15 protein-coding genes are annotated in these 19,175 nt (G+C 72.2%); 6 read left to right on the top strand and 9 right to left on the bottom strand.

Annotation, left to right across the window (positions count from 1 at the left end):
- The 5 genes from OG223_RS44850 to OG223_RS44830 form a co-directional block, all read right to left on the bottom strand.
- On the bottom strand, positions 1–1,554 hold the full coding sequence (locus OG223_RS44850; RefSeq protein ID WP_329262146.1) for a Wzz/FepE/Etk N-terminal domain-containing protein: 1,554 nt from the start codon (positions 1,552–1,554) through the stop codon (positions 1–3).
- A complete protein-coding gene (locus OG223_RS44845) occupies positions 1,551–2,921 on the bottom strand; it encodes a Wzz/FepE/Etk N-terminal domain-containing protein (RefSeq protein ID WP_329262144.1) in 1,371 nt (456 codons plus the stop codon). The genes OG223_RS44850 and OG223_RS44845 overlap by 4 nt, the downstream gene beginning before the upstream one ends.
- The gene (locus tag OG223_RS44840) at positions 2,918–4,183 is read right to left on the bottom strand and encodes a glycosyltransferase family 4 protein (protein ID WP_329262141.1); all 1,266 of its coding nucleotides are present in this window, start codon (positions 4,181–4,183) and stop codon (positions 2,918–2,920) included. Before OG223_RS44840 ends, OG223_RS44845 begins: the two co-directional genes overlap by 4 nt.
- Positions 4,173–5,489 carry a nucleotide sugar dehydrogenase gene (locus tag OG223_RS44835; protein WP_329262138.1) on the bottom strand — a complete coding sequence of 439 codons (1,317 nt, stop codon included), beginning with the start codon at positions 5,487–5,489 and terminating at the stop codon, positions 4,173–4,175. The genes OG223_RS44840 and OG223_RS44835 overlap by 11 nt, the downstream gene beginning before the upstream one ends.
- A 70-nt stretch (positions 5,490–5,559) precedes the next feature.
- Positions 5,560–7,059 (bottom strand): sugar transferase, encoded by a 1,500-nt coding sequence (locus OG223_RS44830; protein WP_329262135.1) that lies wholly within the window; start codon positions 7,057–7,059, stop codon positions 5,560–5,562.
- A 554-nt stretch (positions 7,060–7,613) separates the two neighbouring features.
- Here OG223_RS44830 and OG223_RS44825 point away from each other — a divergent pair.
- A complete protein-coding gene (locus OG223_RS44825; RefSeq protein ID WP_329262132.1) occupies positions 7,614–7,859 on the top strand; it encodes a hypothetical protein in 246 nt (81 codons plus the stop codon).
- 301 nt (positions 7,860–8,160) lie between these two features.
- Here OG223_RS44825 and OG223_RS44820 read toward each other — a convergent pair whose 3' ends face one another.
- Together OG223_RS44820 and OG223_RS44815 are read right to left on the bottom strand one after the other, a co-directional pair.
- The gene (locus OG223_RS44820) at positions 8,161–8,616 is read right to left on the bottom strand and encodes a hypothetical protein (protein ID WP_329262129.1); all 456 of its coding nucleotides are present in this window, start codon (positions 8,614–8,616) and stop codon (positions 8,161–8,163) included.
- A gap of 80 nt (positions 8,617–8,696) precedes the next feature.
- On the bottom strand, positions 8,697–9,584 hold the full coding sequence (locus OG223_RS44815) for a hypothetical protein (RefSeq protein WP_329262124.1): 888 nt from the start codon (positions 9,582–9,584) through the stop codon (positions 8,697–8,699).
- A 389-nt stretch (positions 9,585–9,973) separates the two neighbouring features.
- Between OG223_RS44815 and OG223_RS44810 the strand changes: the two genes are divergently transcribed.
- The 5 genes from OG223_RS44810 to OG223_RS44790 all read left to right on the top strand — a co-directional run bounded on the left by OG223_RS44810 (position 9,974) and on the right by OG223_RS44790 (position 16,881).
- On the top strand, positions 9,974–13,060 hold the full coding sequence (locus OG223_RS44810; RefSeq protein ID WP_329262120.1) for an AfsR/SARP family transcriptional regulator: 3,087 nt from the start codon (positions 9,974–9,976) through the stop codon (positions 13,058–13,060).
- A 103-nt stretch (positions 13,061–13,163) separates the two neighbouring features.
- Positions 13,164–13,829: a M15 family metallopeptidase gene (locus tag OG223_RS44805; protein WP_329262116.1), complete on the top strand. Its 666-nt coding sequence runs from the start codon at positions 13,164–13,166 to the stop codon at positions 13,827–13,829.
- A gap of 57 nt (positions 13,830–13,886) precedes the next feature.
- Positions 13,887–14,423 carry an RNA polymerase sigma factor gene (locus tag OG223_RS44800; RefSeq protein WP_329262114.1) on the top strand — a complete coding sequence of 179 codons (537 nt, stop codon included), beginning with the start codon at positions 13,887–13,889 and terminating at the stop codon, positions 14,421–14,423.
- 106 nt (positions 14,424–14,529) lie between these two features.
- The gene (locus OG223_RS44795) at positions 14,530–15,663 is read left to right on the top strand and encodes a C40 family peptidase (RefSeq protein WP_329262112.1); all 1,134 of its coding nucleotides are present in this window, start codon (positions 14,530–14,532) and stop codon (positions 15,661–15,663) included.
- Between the two features lie 153 nt (positions 15,664–15,816).
- The gene (locus OG223_RS44790; protein ID WP_329262109.1) at positions 15,817–16,881 is read left to right on the top strand and encodes a LacI family DNA-binding transcriptional regulator; all 1,065 of its coding nucleotides are present in this window, start codon (positions 15,817–15,819) and stop codon (positions 16,879–16,881) included.
- Positions 16,882–16,911: 30 nt separating this feature from the next.
- On the opposite strand, the gene OG223_RS44785 is transcribed toward OG223_RS44790, so the two are convergent.
- Complete coding sequence (locus OG223_RS44785) at positions 16,912–18,303, bottom strand: glycoside hydrolase family 32 protein (RefSeq protein WP_329262107.1); 1,392 nt, start codon at positions 18,301–18,303, stop codon at positions 16,912–16,914.
- Positions 18,300–19,172, bottom strand: a complete 873-nt coding sequence (locus tag OG223_RS44780) for a carbohydrate ABC transporter permease (RefSeq protein WP_329262104.1) — start codon at positions 19,170–19,172, stop codon at positions 18,300–18,302. Before OG223_RS44780 ends, OG223_RS44785 begins: the two co-directional genes overlap by 4 nt.
- Positions 19,173–19,175 lie beyond the last annotated feature (3 nt).

The following is a 19,175-nucleotide window of genomic DNA, read 5'->3' as shown; positions in this document are numbered from 1 at the left end:
CTAGCGCACCTCCTGGTCGTTGTCCGGGACCCGTGCGGCCCGTATCGGCTGCCGTTCGGTGAGCCGTCGTTCCTCCCCCACTGCCTTGACGGCGTGGGAGGTACCCCCACCGCTCTGCCAGGTCGGCGGTTCGCTGCGGCCGCGCAGCGCGTTGGCCAGCCCGTCCCACAGCGTGCCGTCGGTCCGGTCGCGCGGATCGGGGTCGATCAGCACCACGCCGATCACCGGGATGCGCTGGTCCGCGAGCTGCCGTGCCACGGTGTGCAGCCAGGCGGCGTTGCCGTGCCCGGCACGGACGACGAGCACGGTCCGGGTGCCGAGGTACTGGAGGTCGGTCCACGCCGTGCCGGGTGCCACCGAGCCGACGCCGATCCGGCCCTCCTGGGACGACATGGCCGGGACGCGTTCGGCGCCGACCACGGTGGGGTCTCCCGGTTTCGGGCGGCGGCGCGAGAGCTGTGTGCCGGGGAGGCCGTCGACGACGGTCACCGGACCGTCCTCCCCCAGTGCCCGGGCGAGGCCGAGGGCGATCACGGTCGTGCCGCGCGCGCAGCCGAGTTCCAGCAGCGACAGCGGTTCCGCGGAGCCGCGCGCGGTGCGGGCCAGTGTCGTGGTGAGCCGTTCGCGGGCCACCCGGGTCCGTCGGCGCTGCCACAACCTGCCGGAGCGGCGGGGCAGTTCGGCGATGACCGAGGCGCCGAGGTTCGCCGCGATGTCCCGGCGCAGCACGGGCCGGTCCGCGACCACCACGCCGACGGCGGCCAGCGCGAGGCCGAGGAAGAGCCCGAGGACGAGTCCGACCACGGCGTCGGTGACGAGGGCCTTGGGCAGGGAGTGCCGTACCGCGCGCGGGGCGTCCACGATCTGGGTGCCGGCGACGAGTTGCGGCGCGCCGACCCGGGCCTCCTCGGCGCGCTGGCCGAAGTCGGAGATCTGCGAGGTGAGTTCGGCCCGCTGGGCGAAGAGCGACTCGAGGTTCGCCGAGTCCGTGGGGTCGGTGTCGGGCGTCCGGCCGTTGATCGTCTTGTTGACGTCGGCAAGCTCCGCCTTCATGCGGTCGCGCTGGTCGAGCAGGCCCTGGGCGTTGGCGTCGGCGATGGCCTTGATGCGCTTGGCGTGGTCCGCGACGAACGCTTCGGCCAGTGCCTTGGCCCGGGCCACCGCTTCCGCGTCGGTCTTGCCCGTCACATCGATCTCGAGGACGTTGTTGGTCAGTCCGGTGCCCCGGTAGTCCTTCATGAAGTCCTCCGGTTTTTCCGGGGACTTGAGGATCCGCAGGGCCTGGCCGGCGATCCGCGAGGTCGCCAGCAGTTGGGCGTCGGTGCGGATCAGCGTTCCGGTGTCGTTCGGCTGGTCCTCCTGGTGCGCGACCAGCACCTTGGTCACCGCGGCCGGTGCGGGCGGCAGCAGGACCGCGACGGCCGCGCCGAGCAACAGGCCGAGGAGCGCCATGGCGCCCCACAGGCGGCGGCGCCTGCGCACCGCGACCACCAGCGCCTGGAGGTCGAGGAGTGGGCCGGCGGCCGACGACTCCGAAGTCGTGTTCGTCGTCACGCTGAATCTCCTCTCGCGTGGCCGTGCACCGCGAGCGCCATGGTGGCCTCGTCAGAAGGGCGGTCGGCGGTCCGCGCCGGGCGGGTGCGGACCGTACCCGCGACGACGACGCCGACGAGTGCGTGGCCGCCGTCCGCGCACGCCTCGGCGATGCCGGCGAGTTCCGCGGCGGTCCAGCTCCCGGCACTGAGGACGGCGAGGGCACCGGACTCGGTTTCGCGGTCCGGCACGATCGGCCGGTCCGCCGAGACCTCCGCCAGCCGCAGCAGCGGATCGCCGCCGGCCTCGGTGACGAGCTGTACGGCGGCCCGGCGGGCCACCTCGTCGCCTTCCGGTACGACGAGCAACAGCCGTCGCGGGGCGGGCAGTTGGTCCCGGAGGCGAGCGCACACCCGCCGGTAGCGGATCCGCCGCTCGGCCTCGTCGCCGGACCTGTGCGGGGTCGGTGTGTCCCATCGGGTGTCGATGCCCAGAAGCCGGCGGAGCCGGGCCCGTGAGCCATGGCTCTCGGGGTGGTGCCCGCGCTGTTCACCGGGCACGTCGACGGCGCCGAGGAACGGTGAGCCGAGCGCCGCGGCGATCTCCGGTTCGGTGCGCAGCCGGCGGCTGACCCGTGCGGCGGCGAGATGGCCGACGACCGCGAGCAGGAGGAAGAGCAGCGCCCCGGCGGCGATTTGCTGTGTCCTCGTGGGTGCTGCCGCGCCGGTCGGCCGGGGGGCCGGCCCCATGACGACCAAGCTGGCCTTGGCGGTCGCCGGGTTGGCCTCCTCCAGCTTCTTCATGGCGTCCTGCAGGCCGGTGCGCAGGCCTTCGAGTTCGGTGCGGGCCTGCACGCTCTCCACGGTCTGCCCCGGGTCCGCCGAGTTGGCCAGGTCCGTGATGCGGCGGTTGGTCTCGGCCACCTGCTTGCGCAGTGCCTCTGTCGCCGTGTCCGCCGCGGGGTCGGTGCTGCCGCCCGCGATGCGGGTGGCGAAGGTGACGAACTGCTGGGCCAGTTGGTCGGAGAGCTGCTGGGCGCGCTCCGGGGTGTCGGCCGTACCGGAGACCTTGATGATGTTCCCGTCGTCCGCCTTGGCACTCACGTCGTCGCGCAGCTCGGTGCCGTCGACGCCCTTCCACTTGAGCGCGGCCGCGGCCCGGTCGACCACCGCCGAACTGGTCGCGATGTCCACCTGGGTCAGCAGTTCGCGCTCTTCCCACTGGCCCGGCAGCAGGACCGATGCCTCTGCCGTGTAGCGCGGCGGGAGCAGCAGCACCGAGGTGCCGTAACCGAAGAGCGCGCCCACTACGGCGAGGACGGCCAACAGCCGCCACCGCCGACGGAGAATCCGTCCGATCGTGACCAGGCGGATCGTGTCGTCATTCAATGGAGCGGCCTCTTCCCCGTACGGAGCGGCCCACCCGTCGACACCGGGGCATGGTCCCGGGTGGCGGCGGCGTAGGCGGCGAGCAGTGACGCTTGCGAGTTCTCCCAGGACAGCGGCCCGCTGATCCGCTCCTGGCCGGTCCTGCCCATCCGGGCCCGCTTCTCCGGATCGTCGAGGAGCAGCGCGATGAGCTTGGCGAACTGGGCCTCGTCGTTGGCGGGCGCGTAGACGGCGGCGTCACCGGCGGAGACGCGTGCCTCCCGGAGGTCGAAGGAGACGATCGGCCGTCCCATCGCCATGTACTCCAGGACCTTGTTCATGGTCGACACGTCGTTGAGCGGGTTGTGCGGGTCGGGGGAAAGGCACACGTCGGCGGTGCACAGGTAGCGCACCAGGTCGGCGTCCGGGATGCGTCCGGTGAACTGCACCCGGTCGGCGAGGCCGAGCTGCCCGGACAGTTCCACCATCGCGTCGAAGGCGTCGCCTGCCCCGACGAAGACCGCGTGCCAGTCGGTCCGGCCGACCTCGTCGCGCAGTTTCGCCAGGGCCCGCAGGGCGTAGTCGACGCCGTCCTGAGGACCCATGACGCCGAGGTAGCACAGCAGATGGGGCTTGCCGCGCTTCAACTCCGGCTCCGGCGGCACCGGTTGGAACCGGTCGGTCGCGGGCGCGCTGCGCACCACGAAGACGTCCTCCGGCCGCCGGCCGCCTCGGCTGAGCGCGACATCCTTGTAGCTCTCGTTGGTGGCGAGCACGATGTCCGCGGCCCGGTAGGTCCGCCGCTCCAGCGCGCACACGGCGCGGTAGAGCAGGTCCTCGCCGCGGTCGAACCGGGAGAGGTACAGCTCGGGCACCAGGTCGTGCTGGTCGAAGACGAACCGCGCGCCGCGCCGCTTCATCCACAGGGCCGGCAGGAACAGCAGGTCGGGCGGGTTGCAGGCGTGGACCACGTCGACCGGGCCGACCTTGCGGGCCAGCCTGACCGTGTGCCACAGCGCCGATCCGTACTCCCGCAGATAGCCGGCCGGTCCTCCGGTGGCCGCGCGCAGCGGGTAGCGGTGGATCCGCACCCCGTCGATCACCGCCTCCGGTTCGGTGTCCCGCTTCTCCCCCTGGGGGCAGATGACATGCACCTCCCAGCCGGCGTCGCGCAGCGTGGTGCACTCCTGCCACACCCGCCGGTCGAACGGCACCGAGAGGTTCTCCACGAGGATCAGCGCGCGACGGTTCGTCCCGTCGCCGGTGGTCGCGTTACCAGGCAAGGCCCATGTACCCCGGTTCGGCCCGGCGCGCCTCGGCGTCGGGGAGGCGGATGAGGTCGACGATCAGCGGCTCGCCCGCGTGGGGCAGCGCGTCCAGCACGGCCGGGTCCTTGGTCCCGACCAGGCACACCTCCGCATGGTCGAGCACCTCGTCGACGGAGTCGGCGAGGAGCTGCGCCAGGTGCGGCAGCCGGCTCTCGATGTACTCGCGGTTCGCGCCGAGCAGCCGGGAGAGGCTCACGTTCGCGTCGTAGATCTTGAGGTCGTAGCCCTTGCCGAAGAGCCGCTCCGCGAGTTCGACGAGCGGGCTCTCGCGGAGGTCGTCGGTGCCGGGTTTGAAGGAGAGCCCGAACAGGCCCACCCGGCGTTTGCCGGTGCGCTCGACCATGTCCACCGCGCGTTGCAAGTGGTCGGAGTTGGAGGCCAGCACGTGGGAGAGGATCGGCACCGAGACGTCGGCCCGCTGCGCCGCGTGGACCAGGCTGCGCAGGTCCTTGGGCAGGCAGGAGCCGCCGAAGGCGAAGCCGGGCCGCAGATAGGCGGGGCTGATGTTCAGCTTGCGGTCGGCCACGAACACGTCCATCACCTGGTGCGAGTCCACGCCCAGGGCCTGGCACACGGCGCCCAGCTCGTTCGCGAAGCCGATCTTGAGGCCGTGGAACGCGTTGTCCGCGTACTTGATCGCCTCGGCGGTCGGGATCGGCACCCGGAACACCTCGCCGGGCAGGCCCTCGTACAGCGCCGCCACCGCGTCGCCGCTCGCCGGGTCGAGTTCGCCGATGACGGTCTTGGGCGGGTCGAAGAAGTCCTTCACGCTGGTGCCCTCGCGCAGGAACTCCGGGTTGACCGCGACCCCGATGTCCACCCCGGCCGTGCCGCCGACGTGCTTCTCCAGGATCGGCACCAGCAGGTTCAGACAGGTGCCCGGGAGCATGGTGCTGCGGAACACGACGGTCTGCCGCCCGCCCCGCTCGGCGAGCGCGGCGCCGATCTCCTCGGTGACCCGCTCCAAGTAGGTGGTGCACAGGCTGCCGTTGGGCTCCGACGGTGTGCCCACGCAGATCAGCGACACCTCGCTGTTCGCGATCGCCTCGCGGACGTCGTCGGTGGCGCGCAGCGCTCCGGTCCGTACGACCTCGGCTATGAGCTCGCCGATGCGTTCCTCCACCACCGGGGCCTTGCCGTCGTTGACCAGGTCGACCTTCACCTGGTTGACGTCCACCCCGATGACCTCGTGCCCCATGCTGGCCAGGCACGCGGCCGACACACAGCCCACGTAGCCGAGCCCGAAAACGCTGACTCTCATGTCCGGTCTCTCCCCCCAGGCAGGCCCCTGCGGCCTGCGGTCCGCGCGCCGGTCGGACGACCCCCGCGCATCAGTAGGCTCCGTGCCCGTGGATCACGGCACGCAGCGTCTTCCACAAGATCACCGTGTCCAGGGCGAGCGACCAGTCCTCCACGTACCGCAGGTCGAGGCGGACGGCCTCCTCCCACGGAAGATCGCTGCGCCCGCTGATCTGCCACAGGCCGGTGAGCCCGGGCTTGACCAGCAGCCGCCGCCGGATGTCCGGGCCGTACTCGGCGGACTCCTCCGGCAGCGGAGGCCGGGGGCCGACGAGCGACATGGATCCGGTGAGCACGTTGAAGAGCTGCGGGAGCTCGTCGATCGAGTAGCGGCGCAGCACCCCTCCCACCCGGGTCACCCGCGGATCCCGGCGGAGCTTGAACAGCAGGCCCGCGCCTTCGTTGCGCTCGGCCAGCGCCGCACGCGCGCTGTGGGCGTCGGCGACCATGCTGCGGAACTTCAGCATGGTGAACTCGCGGCCGTCCTTGCCGACTCTGCGCTGGCGGTAGAACACCCCGCCCCGGCTGTCCGTCAGCACGAACAGCCCCACGAGGATCATCAGCGGCGCGAACAGCAGCAGCAGGATCGCCGCGCCCATCCGGTCGACGACCCCCTTGATCGCCCGGCGGCCGCCGGTGAAGGTCGGCATGCTGACCCGCAGCAGCGGTATCCCGAGCACCGCGTCGACGTGCAGTCGCGGGCCGGCCACCTCCATCAGCACGGGGGCCACGATCATCTCGGCGTCGCTGCCCTCGAGGTTCCAGGCCAGCCGCTGCAGCCGGTCCGGTGACCAGTGCGGGTCGGGTGTGACCGCGACGACCCGGTAGCCGTCGTGGCGGACGTGCTTGGCGACGTCCTCCAGCAGCCCTATGACCGGCACCCCGTCCAACTGGTCGCCGTCGAGGCCGCCTTGCTCGCCGTCGACGCCGCGGCCGTCCGTCGTGCACACGGCCTCCACCCGCCAGCCGAGGTGCGGGAACTTGCGGGTCCGGCTGATCAGGTCGCGCACGGTGGCCGGACTCCCGGCGGCGAGCACCGGTCTCAGGCAGCGTCCTTCGTTGCGCTGTTTGTGCAGCCAGAGACGGAGCACATACCGCTCCGTCATGGTGACGAGCGCGATCGCCGGGATCGCGACGAAGATCCAGAGCTTGATGTTGCGCGAGGTCAGAGCGATCCCGCCGAGCGCCAGCACGACGGTCGCCGTGAACAGCGAACGTCCCAACCGGCGGAATTCCTCGGCGCCTTGACCGAGCACGGCCGGAGACCACGAGCGGCTCAACGCCAGCGCGCCCAGCACCAACAACTGAGTGCCGAAGGCGAGAATGCCCCACTTCTCATGCCAGTTGGCCGCGTCCCGGGCCCCGAAGAAGTCACCGATCCCCCCCACCACACAGGCGGTGGCCACGGTGTCACTGATGATCACGGTACGTCGGTACCGCTGCTCCCATTCGATCGCCGGCTGGCCAATCGCCCCGTTCGCCAAACGCTCTCGCGCCGACGGAAAAGGCCCGACTATTCCCCCCTGCCGCACAGAACCCCCCAAGGTCCCCAGTGGTGTTGACGTGGTCGCCGCACACTGTTTCGCCCCTACGGGAGGCCCCCGCCTCCCGCACTGCAACTCCCCCTACGGAAGCCCCCACTCCGCTGTTCCCCCTCGGGAAGCCCGCGCCCCGGCGCAAGACTCCCCGGCCATTTCAGAACTTCGCGAACACCCTGCCCCGGCAACACCGGACTCGCCGGTCCCGCCAAGCCCCTGAAGCGCACGGGAACCCGTCGCAACCTCGGATGCTCTTCATGCCCCAAGCCCCCCTCGGGCCAACTGAATCGACCACCCCCAAGTCCGGCGCGAGGGACACAACCGCTGGCCATCCACATAGCCGGACTCATAGATCATCTTCTGTCGCCCAGTGTCACACCGGGCGAAGCAAGGTCAATCTAGACCATCTGTGCCCGCCTGGAGAGAGGTCTGTGTGGAATTTGTGCACAACATTTGACGCCGCGTCGATAGACCCATGACTGCCCGCAGGTACGTCGGTGTCGGAAAACATGCCTTGCACTCGGCGACGGCGGGAGTTCTCCGAACCGTTGGCACTGGCAACCCGAGGCATCCCGGCACTGATCGTCGACACCGGGGAACGGGGCTTCGCCGGACCGCTCGCGCGGGAAGACGCCGGGGGCGACCTCGACGGGGTCGCCGCCGTCGGCTCCGGGATCGTGTGCGCCGGCCGGCACGCTTCCGGATCCCGCGCGCACCAGCCGTCCGAACTCGCCTCGGCAGACAGGGCGTTCGCGCGGCGGTGCCGGACAGCGGATCAGCTCGCCACCGGCTAACGCCATGGCCGGATCCGGTCGCCGGCTTGCGCGGGGCTTCGCCGGTACGGGAGCACGCGACGAGACCAAATCGAGGCCCCACACCGGGCGCACCACACTCAGGGACCCCCGCCGGGGCCGACCCGGCCACAGTTCCTCACCCGGCTTGACGTCACACGCGCCCCACCCGGTCGTCTGCGGTAGCGAACCGGCGGGCTGGGGAGACACGTAGTCGGCGAACCACTGTGCCGCGAGGTGCCGGAAACGCGGGTCGCCCCGGTACGCCCGTGCGCAGGCGTACCGGGGCGAGCCCATCGGGGCCTCAGCCCTGGCTGCAGTAGTCCACCCAGCGGTGCGACGAGATGTTGTTGTTGACGGTCTTGCCGAACTGGTCCAGGCCCGCGCCGTAGGTGAAGCGGTAGGTGTCGGTCGTGGTGTCGTACCAGCGGTCGCCCTGGCTGATGCAGGCGTGCGCGCCGCCGGCGTTGGGGGCGGTGTACAGGTCGACGGCGTCGAGGCCGCCCGCGTAGCCGTTGTTCCAGATGTCGGAGGTCAGGTTGCGGCAGCTACCCCAGTTGTCGGAGTTGCCGGACCACTTGCACTCGCGACCGCCACCGTAGGGCTGGGTGTAGACGTGAAGGTAGCCGTCCCCGGCGAGTTGCGCGGTCGCGGTCTTCTGGGAGCCCGCGTCCAGCGCGCTGGCGCTGGAGACCGGGGAGAAGAGCGCGGCGACGGCGGCGGCCGAGGCCGCGACGGTGAGGAGACGCTTGACGGACATGATTTCCCTCGTTTCGTTGGGGTGGGGTGGTGCGCCCACGGCTCGACGGCCGTGGTGGTCGGTGGGGAGACGGGCCGCGCTCAGTCGCCGCGTGCGACGATCACGCGGGCGCGGGGCAGCGCCTCGCGCTTGAGGCGGGCGAGATCGGCCGTCTCCCGGGGGTGGCTTCGCCGCAGCCGGTCCCGGTACTCGGAGTCCAGGGACTCCGCCACGGACGACAGACCGCTGGAGACGGCACAGGCCGCCTCGGCCGAAGCCAGCCGTACCTCCTTGGCATGCGGCCACGGAGTCTCCGGCAGGGTGGCCGCCGCCCGGGCCCGGGCGGGGTCCGCGTAGGGGTACGTCCGCTCGCGCATGCAGCGCGCCCACGGCTTGACGGCCGCCTTGTAGCGCTTGTCGTTCGTCACGAGGCCGACGCGCGTGCCGGCCAGGCTGTCGGTGACCCGGGTGGCCCGGAACCAGGCCTGGAGGTCCCCGTACAACTGCCGTTCGGCGGTGGCCTGACAGCCCTGGTCGCTGTGGGAGACCCGCATGCCGTTCGGGAGCCGGGCCGAAAGCCCTTGCGGCCGCGCCCCGTTGAGGTCGCTCACCAGAACGGCCCTGGCCTTGGCCGGCACGGAGTGGAAGTACCGCTGGTTGGGATCGCTCCGGACCTCGGCCTCCCGCTCCCGCCGCAGATCGGTGCCGTAGCCGTGGGCCTCGGCCCATGCCGGGTCGTCCACGACATAGGGGAAGCGGATCGAGACGTCGTCGGGAGTGGGCGGTTCGACCCAGTACTTGTGTCCCTCCTTCTCCATGCACTCCTTGATGAGGAGCTGCTCCGCGAGCCGTAGCGTCTCCGCCGGGCTGCCCGCGGCGCGGGGCGTGCTGCTGCCGGTCGCCCCGGGGGTGGTCGTGGTGCCCGCGCATCCGGTGGCCGTCGTCGCCAGCAGACCGGCGGTCAGCAGGGCCAGGGTCCAGCGGTGCATGGGGCGGCTCCCGGGGGCTCGGTTCGAACGGGCGTGATGCTTTCGAGCCGTTGACGCCCCTCGGGCCCCTTCCGTATGCCCCCGGAACACAAGGTTTTTCTCTTTCTCCGACGGTCATACGAGGGCGGCGGGCGAACCGTCCTCTCTGCACGCGAGCGGCCCTGCCGACCGGCAAGAACCGGCCAACCGACGCGAGGAGGGAGGAGCGCCGACCGCCGGGCGCGCGCGAACAACCGGCGTCATCTGCCTTGACGTTGCAGGTGAGGGACACCGGTCCGCCGAATCGATCGAATCCGGTCACGGCGGTCCGGTCGTCGCTGTGTCGTGGGCATGTTCGCCGCTATCTTTGCCGTGCTCCATCGGGCGGGTGGTGCGGCGATCGGGGAACGATGTTCGAAGTGCGGCTGCTCGGTCCGGTGGAGGTGTGGGCCGGCGACCGGCGGGCCCCGCTCGGCGGTGTCAGACCCCTCGCGGTCCTGTCGGCACTGGTCGTCCACCTCGGCGAGGTGCTCTCCACCGAGCGGCTCGTGGACTGTGTCTGGGACGAGGAGGCGCCGGCCACCGCGGGCGCCCTGGTGGCCACCCATGTCTCCGCCGTACGCCGGGCACTGGCCCAGGTCACGCAGGACGCCGTGGTCCGGACCCGACCGCCGGGCTATGTCGCCGACCTCGACCCGTCCCAGATCGACGCCCGCCGGTTCGAGGACCTGCTCGCCTCCGGCCGGGCCGCCGCCGCGGCGGGCCGTCTCGAGGAGGCCGCCGACCTGCTGCCCGAGGCGCTGGCGCTGTGGCGCGGCCCGGAAGCGCTGGAAGGACTGGGCCAGTCCTTCGCCCGGATCGAGGCGGCCCGGCTGGCCGAACTGCGGCTCGTCGCCCAGGAGGACACCTTCGGACTGCAGCTCGACCTGGGCCACGCCGACCGGACGATCGCTCCGCTGCTCGCGCACGTCGCCGCCCACCCCCTGCGGGAACGGCCGCGCGGCCAACTGATGACCGCGCTGGTCCGCACCGGCCGCGTCTCCGACGCCCTGCGCACATACAGGGAGGGCCGCGCGATCCTGCGCGAGGAGCTCGGCATCGATCCCGGCCCGGAGTTGCGGGCACTGCACCAGGCCGTACTGACCAACGACACACAGGTGGCGGGCACGCCACGCCCGCACCGGACCGGGCGGGAACCCGCGGAGCCCCCGAGGCCGCCGACCGGCGGCCGCTCCACTCCCACCCCCGCACCGTCCCATCTCCCGCCGGACATCGCCGACTTCGTGGGCCGCACCGAGCAGATCGCCTGGGCCGCCTCGCTGGTGGGCAGGGTCGACGAGGCAGGTCGTACCGCTCCGCCGATCGGGGTGATCTCCGGCCGGTCCGGCACGGGCAAGACCGCGCTCGCCGTGCACGTCGGCCACCGTACGTCCGAACTCTTCCCGGACGGCCGCCTGTTCGTGGACCTGCGGGCGGCCGACACCGCGCCGCTGCAACCCGCCGACGCCCTCGCCCGGCTGCTGCGCGCCATGGGCGCCGACCCCGAGACCCTGCCGACCTCGGTCGAGGAGCTGACGGGGCTGTACCGCACCCACATCGGACACCGGCGCGTCCTGCTGATCCTCGACAACGCGGCGGGCGAGGCGCACGTACGACCCCTGCTGCCGCCCGGCCCGGGCTGCGCCGTCCTCGTCACGAGCCGGCGCCGGCTGGTGGCGCTGGAGGGCTCCGCCCACCTGGACCTGGCGGTGCCCGGTCAGGCGGAGGCGCTCGAACTGCTGCGCCGCGTCGCCGGACCGGACCGCACGAGCGCCGAGCCGGAGCGGGCCGCGGAGATCGTCTCGCTGTGCGGACGGCTGCCGCTGGCGGTGCGCATCGCGGGCGCCCGGCTGGCGGCCCGCCCGCACTGGGCGCCCGGCCGGCTCGCCGACCGGCTGCGCGACGAACGCCGCCGGCTGAGCGAACTGCGCGCCGGGGACCTGGAGTTGCGCACCAGCCTGGAACTCGGCTACGCCGACCTGGATCCGCCGGAGCGCCGAGCGCTGCGTCGACTGGCCCTCCTGGACCTGCCGGACTTCGCGGCCTGGATCGCCGCCCCGCTGCTGGACATCGGCACGGAGGAGGCCGAGGAGGCGGTGGAGCGGCTGGTGGACTGCCACTTCATCGACGTGATCGGCGTCGACGACACGGGACGCAGCCGGTACCGCATCCACGACCTGGCCCGCGAACACGCCCGCGAGCGCTGTCTGTCCGAGGAGAGCGCCGAGGAACGTACGGCGGCCGTGCTGCGGCTGGTGGCCTCCTGGCTGGGTCTCGCCGAGAAGGCGGCCGCCCTCGGCCCGGGCGGAGCCGCCCGGCGCTTCCCCGAACCGGCCGCCGTACGGCCCCTCGACGCGGAGACCGAGGAGGAGCTGCTGGAGCGGCCCGCGTCCTGGTTCGCCGCCGAACAGGCCTGTCTGCTGGCGGCCGTCGAGTACTGCGCCGACCACGGCATGGTCCGCGCCGCCCGCGACCTGGCCGGAGCGCTGATCGCGAGCTCGACCGCCCTGTACAACCAGTTCGACGCCTGGTCCCGCTCACATGCCGCGGCCATGGCCGCCGTACACCGCGCCGGGGACGTCGAGGAAGAGGCCTGGCTGCTCGCCGGGCTGGGCCAACTGCGCTACGAACAGGACGATTTCGAGGAGTCGTACACCTACTTCGGCAACGCCCTGCGCCTGTTCGAGGCGCGCGGTGACGTGCCCGAGGGTATGGCGCTCGCCCTCGCCGGGATGGGGACGGCCCGCCGCGAACAGGCAAGGTACGCCGAGGCGTTGGAGCTGTTGGACACGGCGCTGGAGCGGTACGGGGAGTCCGCGGCGCGGGGCGCCCGGGCCCGGGTGCTGTACGGCATCGGATACGTGCACCGGGAACAGGGGCGCGACGCGCAGGCCCGGGAGGCTCTCGCGCGGGCGCTGGACCTGTACCGCGCGGAGGGCGACCGGCACGGCGAGGGGCTGACCCTGCGGTCACTGGCCCTGTGCCACCGGGCCGAGGGCGCGCTCGCGGACACTGAGCGGCTCCTGCACCAGGCACTGCGGATCTTCGCGGGTCTGGAGGACACCTTCGGAGTGATGTACACCGAACAGTCGCTGGCCAAGGCGGAGTTGAGGCTCGGCCGCCTCGACGAGGCACGGGCGCGGCTCGGCCGGTGCCTGGCCGTGGCCCACGAGCGCCAGGACCGCTTCGGCGAGGCGCTCGTCCTGCGCACGCTGGGCGAATGGCATCTGGCCGCCCGCGATCCGGACGGCGCGCGGGAGCCGCTGGAGCGGGCACTGTCGACCTGGGAGACCCTGCGGCTGCCCCTGTGGCGGGCCCGCACGCTGCGAGACCTGGCCGCGGTGCGGGAGGCACACGGCGACGCGTCGGCGGCGCGGGCGGCCAGGGCCGAAGCACTCGGCGTCTTCCGGGAGTTGGACTGCCGCGAGGCACACGAGCCGACGGCGGACGCCGGGTAGTCCATCAGTCGCCGTAGCCCTCCGCACATCTGCATAAGTCCTGGTGGACCGCTTGCAGGCAACTTGCAGAGCAGTTGCAGCGGGGTCCGCGATGCTGATGCACGTGACAGAGATCATCACGCTCTCGGACGCCAGGGTCGCCGCGGTCACGGAGGACGACTGCGGGGAACCGCTGGTCGACCTGCGCGGCACGGGCAACCTGTGGATCGACCACCGGCAGGCCGACGACGACGGCAACTACGCCCACCTCAGGGCCGGTGCGCTACGGCGGCTGGTGCGAGCCCAGCGGCTGCTGCCGGCCGGGGTCCGGTTCCTGGTGGTGGAGGGGTACCGGCCGCCCGAACTGCAGCGCCGGTACTTCGAGAAGTACGCGCAGACCATGCGCCGGGCCCACCCGGACGCGACGCCGGAACGGATCCGCGAGCTGGCGAGCGCGTACATCTCCCCGCCGGAGGTCGCACCGCACGTCAGCGGCGGTGCCGTGGACCTGACGCTGTGCGACCAGGACGGCCGGGAACTCCCGCTGGGCACGGAGGTCAACGCGACCCCCAAGGAGAGCGAGGGCGCCTGCCGCACCGAGGCGCCCAACATCAGCGCCGAGGCCCGCGCCAACCGGGCCCTCATGGGCTGGGCCCTCGACGCCACCGGCTTCGTCAACTACCCGACCGAATGGTGGCACTGGTCGTACGGCGACCGGTACTGGGCGCTGCTGCGCCGGGCACCGGCCGCCCGCTACGGCCCCGCCACCCCACCCGGCCCGACGGCCTGACCAGCCACCGGCCGGGACCCGCCACGACCGCACCGTACGACCGAGGGGGAAACGACATTGGAGACCAGAACCTGCGCCGTCCCACCACCGCAGCGCGAGGACGGCGAGCGGATGAGTCCGAAGGACTTCGACACGTCCTTCGCCGCCGACATGCCACGCCTGCGCCGACGGCTGCTGGCACTGACCGGCAACCCGCACGACGCCGACGACCTGCTGCAGGAGACGTATCTACGGCTCTCCCGACGCGCCCGCGCCCAGAGCCTGACACGGCAGCAGCACCCGTACGCCTACACCTGCACCGTCGCCCTGAACCTGCTGCGCGACGCGTGGCAGCACCCCTCCCGGCGCGAGCAGTCCACCGACCGGCTGCCCGAATCGGGCTGGGACGGCGGGCTGGCCTCCTACGAGGCGTCCCAGACCACGCTGGCGCTGCTGGGCGTGCTCTCCGAGAAGGAGGCCGCGGCGGTGATCCTCGTGGACCTGGAGGGCCTCAGCCACGACACCGCGGGTGAACGGCTCGGCGCCCACCGTGGAACGGTCCAGCGCAACCGGATGCGTGGCCTGGCCAAGATGCGCGACGCGCTCGACAACTAGTGCGTGCCGCTCCCCCACGGGGGTGTGGAGCGGCACGCACGTCCTCATCACCGTCCCCGGCCCGCCCGGCGACGCCACCCGTACGCATACGCGAAGGAAGATTTCCTTGAACACCAGCAGCACGCGCCGCCGGACCGGCGGCGCAGTCCTGGGGGCCTCGGTCCTCGCCGTGTCCGCGTTCTTCTCCGCCCCGGCCCACGCCGCGCAGGACGCCACCTGCGGTGTCCTGGCACCGGGCGCCTCGGCCATCGCGCAGGCCGCGGTGAACGCCGCCTGTTCGCAGATCGGCGTCTGGTACAGCTGGGGCGGCGGCCACGCGGCCACACCGGGCGCCAGCTACGGCTACTACGACGGCTCGGACCCCGACAGCCTCCACGACAACGAGCGCAAGGGCTTCGACTGCTCCGGCCTGACGCGCTTCGCCTACTACCAGGCCACCGGCAAGGACCTGCTCAACGGCACGGCGGACGACCAGTTCCACAGCTCGCAGGCCTCGGCCCGCTTCTCCGCCGCGCAGGGCAGCGCCCCGCTGCTGCCGGGCGACCTGATGTTCTGGGGCAGCGGGCACGTCCACCACGTCGCCATGTACCTGGGCAACGGGCAGATGGTCGAGGCGTACGAGTCGGGCACCCACATCCGGGTCGCGCCCGTACGCACCGGCGGCGACTACGCGGGCGCGATCCGGATCAACGGCTCGGGCACGCCGACTCCCCCGCCCGCGAACGGCGGTACGGTCTTCGAGACCTGGGGCACGGGGGTGCGCACCCGTGACACCCCGAGCGTGCGCGGTGCCGTGGTGGACACCTTCGCGGGTCCCACCCAGGTGTCCGTCCAGTGCCAGATGCACGCCGAGACCGTCACCGCCGAGGGCTACACCAACGACATCTGGTCCAAGCTGGCCGACGGTTCGTGGATGACCAACATCTACATCAAGGGCCCGGCGTCGCTGCCCGGCATCCCGGACTGCGGCGGCAGCAGCACCCCGCCGCCCTCAGGAGGCAGCAAGCCCTTCCAGACCTGGGGCACCGGCGTACGCACCCACAGCCAGCCGAACGTCAACGCCGGCGTGGTCGACTACTTCGCCCAGCCCACCACGGTCAACGTCGTCTGCCAGGCACACGCCCAGGAGGTCACGGCCGAGGGCTACACCAACGACGCCTGGTCCAAGCTGACGGACGGTTCCTGGATGACCAACATCTACATCAAGGGCCCGGCCTGGCTGGACGTACCGACCTGCTGACCCGGACGTGGTCCCCGCCCTGCGGGGAATCCGGTGACCACATCGGACGCCCACGCCGCGGCGCCCTGAGGATCGCCTGTGTGCCGTGACGCTCCCCGCCGATAGGGTGGGCGGTGATCGACTGGGACGGGCTGGACGAGGGCGGCGGACGGCGTGGGCGGTGCCGAGGAGAGCGGGAACACGGGCACCGGGCGCCCGACGTCACGGGACGTCGCCCGGCTCGCCGGTGTGTCGCACACCGCGGTGTCCTTCGTGTTCAACGGCCGGGCCGACGGCAACCTCTCGGCCGCCACCCAGGAACGCATCCGGCAGGCCGCGGCCCAGTTGGGCTACCGCCCCGACCCGGTGGCCCGCGGTCTGCGCAGTCGCCGTACGGCCGTGATCGGGCTGGTCACCGACGAGATCGCGTCCTCGCCGTTCGCCGGCCGGCTGCTGCGCGGCGCCATGGAGACCGCCTGGGACAGGGACCATCTCGTCCTCACCGTCGACTCCGGCGGTGACCCGGTCAAGGAGGACGCGGCCGTCGCGGAACTGCTCGACCGGCGCGTGGACGGCATCATCTACGCGGCCATGTCACTGCGCCGGGTCCGCGTCCCCGAGGGCCTGCACCGCACCCACTCCGTGCTGGCCAACTGCCTGCCCGAGGACGACTCCCTGCCCGCCGTGGTCCCCGCCGAGCGCGCCGGTGGCCGGACAGCCGCCCGGCTGCTGCTCGCTGCGGGCCACCGCCGGCTCGCCGTGATCGGCGGTCTGGACGACATCGCCTCGGCGGAACGTACCCACGGCATCAGGGACGCGCTGCGCGCCGAGGGTGTCACGGTGCCCGAGGAGTGGATCGTGCGCGGGGGCGGGGAGATCTCCGCGGGATACGCGGGGGCGCTGCGCCTGCTCGACGGGGTCGAGCCGGGCCGTCGCCCCACCGGCGTCCTGTGCTACAACGACCGGGTCGCGGCGGGTGTCCTGCACGCCGCGACCCGGCTCGGGATCGACGTGCCCGCCGATCTGTCGGTGGTCGGCTACGACGACCAGGAGCACATGGCCGCGTTCCTCACCCCGCCGCTCACCTCGGTCGCGCTGCCGCACCGGGCGATGGGCGAGGCGGCGGCCCGACTGCTCCTGGACGCCATCGAAGCCGGCCAGGCGCCGCCCGCGACCGTCCGGCGCCTGGCCTGCCCTGTGGTCAGCCGCGCCTCCGTGGGTCCGGCGCCCTCTCGGTGACCCGGGCCCCGCGCCCGGCCCGCCCCGTGATCAGCCGCACCTCCCTGGGTCCGGCGCCCACCCGGTCACCCGCGCCCCCGGTCCGTCGACGACCAGCTCGGCGATGTCGTCGGGGCGCCGGTAGACGCGCTCGGTGACCATGGCCCGGTCCGCGACGAAGAGTTCGAGGAGCGAGCCGTCGACGAGCAGCCGGAGCGTGAGTTCCGGCCCCTTCGGCACGTGCACGGTGATCGGGGCTGAGCCTTCCCTGCCGGTCCGGGGCCAGGCACCGCGGTCGAGGACGACGGTCCCCGAGACGGGGTCCGCCCGGACGGTCAACTCCCGGCCCGCCGCGCCCCGGAGCAGGCTCACCGTGGTCGGTTCGCGTGCGGTGACCGTCAGGTCGTACGCGTGCGGAAGCGGAACCCGGCCCGGCGCGGTGACGAACGGCTCGGCCGGGCGCAGCAGTTCGAGTTCCGGGGCGGGACTCACCCGCAGGGAACCGTCGGGGTGGATGTCGACCACGCGGGGTGCGGTGAGTACGCCTGCCCATCCGGCCCGGTCTGTCTCCTCCTGCGGGCGGGCCTCCCACGACCAGCCCCACAGCAGTGCGCGGTCCGGCTCCTGGAGCACGGCGGGAGCGTAGAAGTCCCGCCCCTGGTCGAGCCGGCCGCCGGCGTACGGCGCAAACCTCAACGCGCCCTGGCCATCGGCCTCCAGACGGCCCGTCAGATAGCCGGTGGAGCAGGGATCTCCGTCCCACAGGGACACCAGGAGTACGTGGTCGCCGCCCGCTGTCCGGTACAGGTGCGGGCACTCCCAGCCCACCGACTTGTCGCCGAACACGCCGGCCGCCACCGGGTCGTTGCCGTCCAGCAGCACACCGGCGAACCGCCAGTCGGTCAGGTCGTCGCAGTCGTAGAGCAGGACCGACGGTGTGCCGTCGGCGTGCCCGGCCCCGACGAGGGCCCAGCGCCGGTCCGCGTGGCGGAAGACGAACGGGTCGCGGAACATCACCACGTCGAGTCCCGGCGGCGGCCCGGCCACCACCGGCGTCGGCAACGGCTTCCACTCGGTCAGCCGCTCGTCGTCCGGGTCCGCCGCCCGCGCGAGGCAGATGGTGCCGAGTCCGGCGTGGGCACGGTCGACTCCCGTGTACACGGCGGTCGGTGTGCCGGCGTCGTCGGTCACGCAGCCCGACCAGCAGCCGGCCTCGTCGGGGCCGCCCGGCGTCGGGGTGAGCGCGATCGGGTGGTGCTCCCAGTGCACGAGGTCGGCACTGGAGGCATGACCCCAGTGGACGTTCGCGTGCACCGGTGCGTCGGGGTTGTGCTGGTAGAAGAGGTGGTAGCGGTCCCGCCAACGGAACGGCCCATTGGGGTCGTTGATCCAGCCGGCGGGCGGACGGACCCTGAAACGCGGCGCGTTGGGGTCATTGCTCAACGGTTGACTCCTGCCGAGGTGATGCCCTCGCGCAGAGGGCGCTGGCCGACGACGAACACGGCGAGGGCGGGGAGCATCGAGAGCACGACCCCGGCCAGGACCACCGAGATCGACCCGGTGCCGAGGTTGCCCTGGAGGGAGACCAGGCCCAGCGGAAGCGTGTAGTTCTGGCTGGAGGTCTCCAGGATCAGCGGGCGGAAGAACTCGTTCCAGTGGTAGTTGAAGGCCAGTACGCCGACGATCGCCAGGCCGGGTGTGGCCAGCGGTGCGTACACCGAGCGGAAGATCCGCCAGGGCCCCGCGCCGTCCAGCATCGCCGCCTCGCCCAGGTCCTTCGGCATGCCGAGGAAGTACTGGCGCATCAGGAACGTGCCGAAGGCGGTCGGAAAGGCCGGGATGATCAGGCCGAGGAGCGTGTCGGTGAGGCCCATCGACTTCAGCACCAGGAACACCGGCACGATGGTGACCTGCAACGGCACCATCATGGTCGCCAGGACCAGGCCGAAGAGCGGCTTCTTGAAACGGAACTCCATGCGCGCGAAGGCGTATCCGGCCAGGCCCGCAGTGATCATCTGGCCGACGGCGACCAGTGCCGTCACCAGCGTGGAGTTCAGGGCGAGCAGCCACACGTCGATCTGCTGGAAGACCCCGCGGTAGGCGGAGGTCGTCGGGTGCGTCGGGATGATCTGCGGGGGCAGGTCGAAGGACTGGGCCGGAGTACGCAGCGAGGTGGCGACGGTCCAGATGACCGGGCCCAGTGTCAGCAGGGCGCACACGGTCAGTGCGGCGATCCGGGCCCAGGGGGCGAGTGAGTGACGTGCGCGACTCAGAGTCGGGGTCGCTTTCAGGGGCGGGGTTGCTTGGCTCATAGC

Source organism: Streptomyces sp. NBC_01478, assembly GCF_036227225.1.
GTDB lineage: Bacteria > Actinomycetota > Actinomycetes > Streptomycetales > Streptomycetaceae > Streptomyces.
Note: the sequence above shows the minus strand (reverse complement) of the source record. Positions and strands in the feature narration are given on the sequence as shown.

What these genes read in the sequence shown, in the direction of transcription:
- OG223_RS44780 (WP_329262104.1), bottom strand. Translation starts at nt 19,172, where the DNA reads ATGAGCCAAGCAACCCCGCCCCTGAAAGCGACCCCGACTCTGAGTCGC.
- OG223_RS44835 (WP_329262138.1), bottom strand. Translation starts at nt 5,489, where the DNA reads ATGAGAGTCAGCGTTTTCGGGCTCGGCTACGTGGGCTGTGTGTCGGCC.
- OG223_RS44810 (WP_329262120.1), top strand. Translation starts at nt 9,974, where the DNA reads ATGTTCGAAGTGCGGCTGCTCGGTCCGGTGGAGGTGTGGGCCGGCGAC.
- OG223_RS44815 (WP_329262124.1), bottom strand. Translation starts at nt 9,584, where the DNA reads ATGCACCGCTGGACCCTGGCCCTGCTGACCGCCGGTCTGCTGGCGACG.
- OG223_RS44820 (WP_329262129.1), bottom strand. Translation starts at nt 8,616, where the DNA reads ATGTCCGTCAAGCGTCTCCTCACCGTCGCGGCCTCGGCCGCCGCCGTC.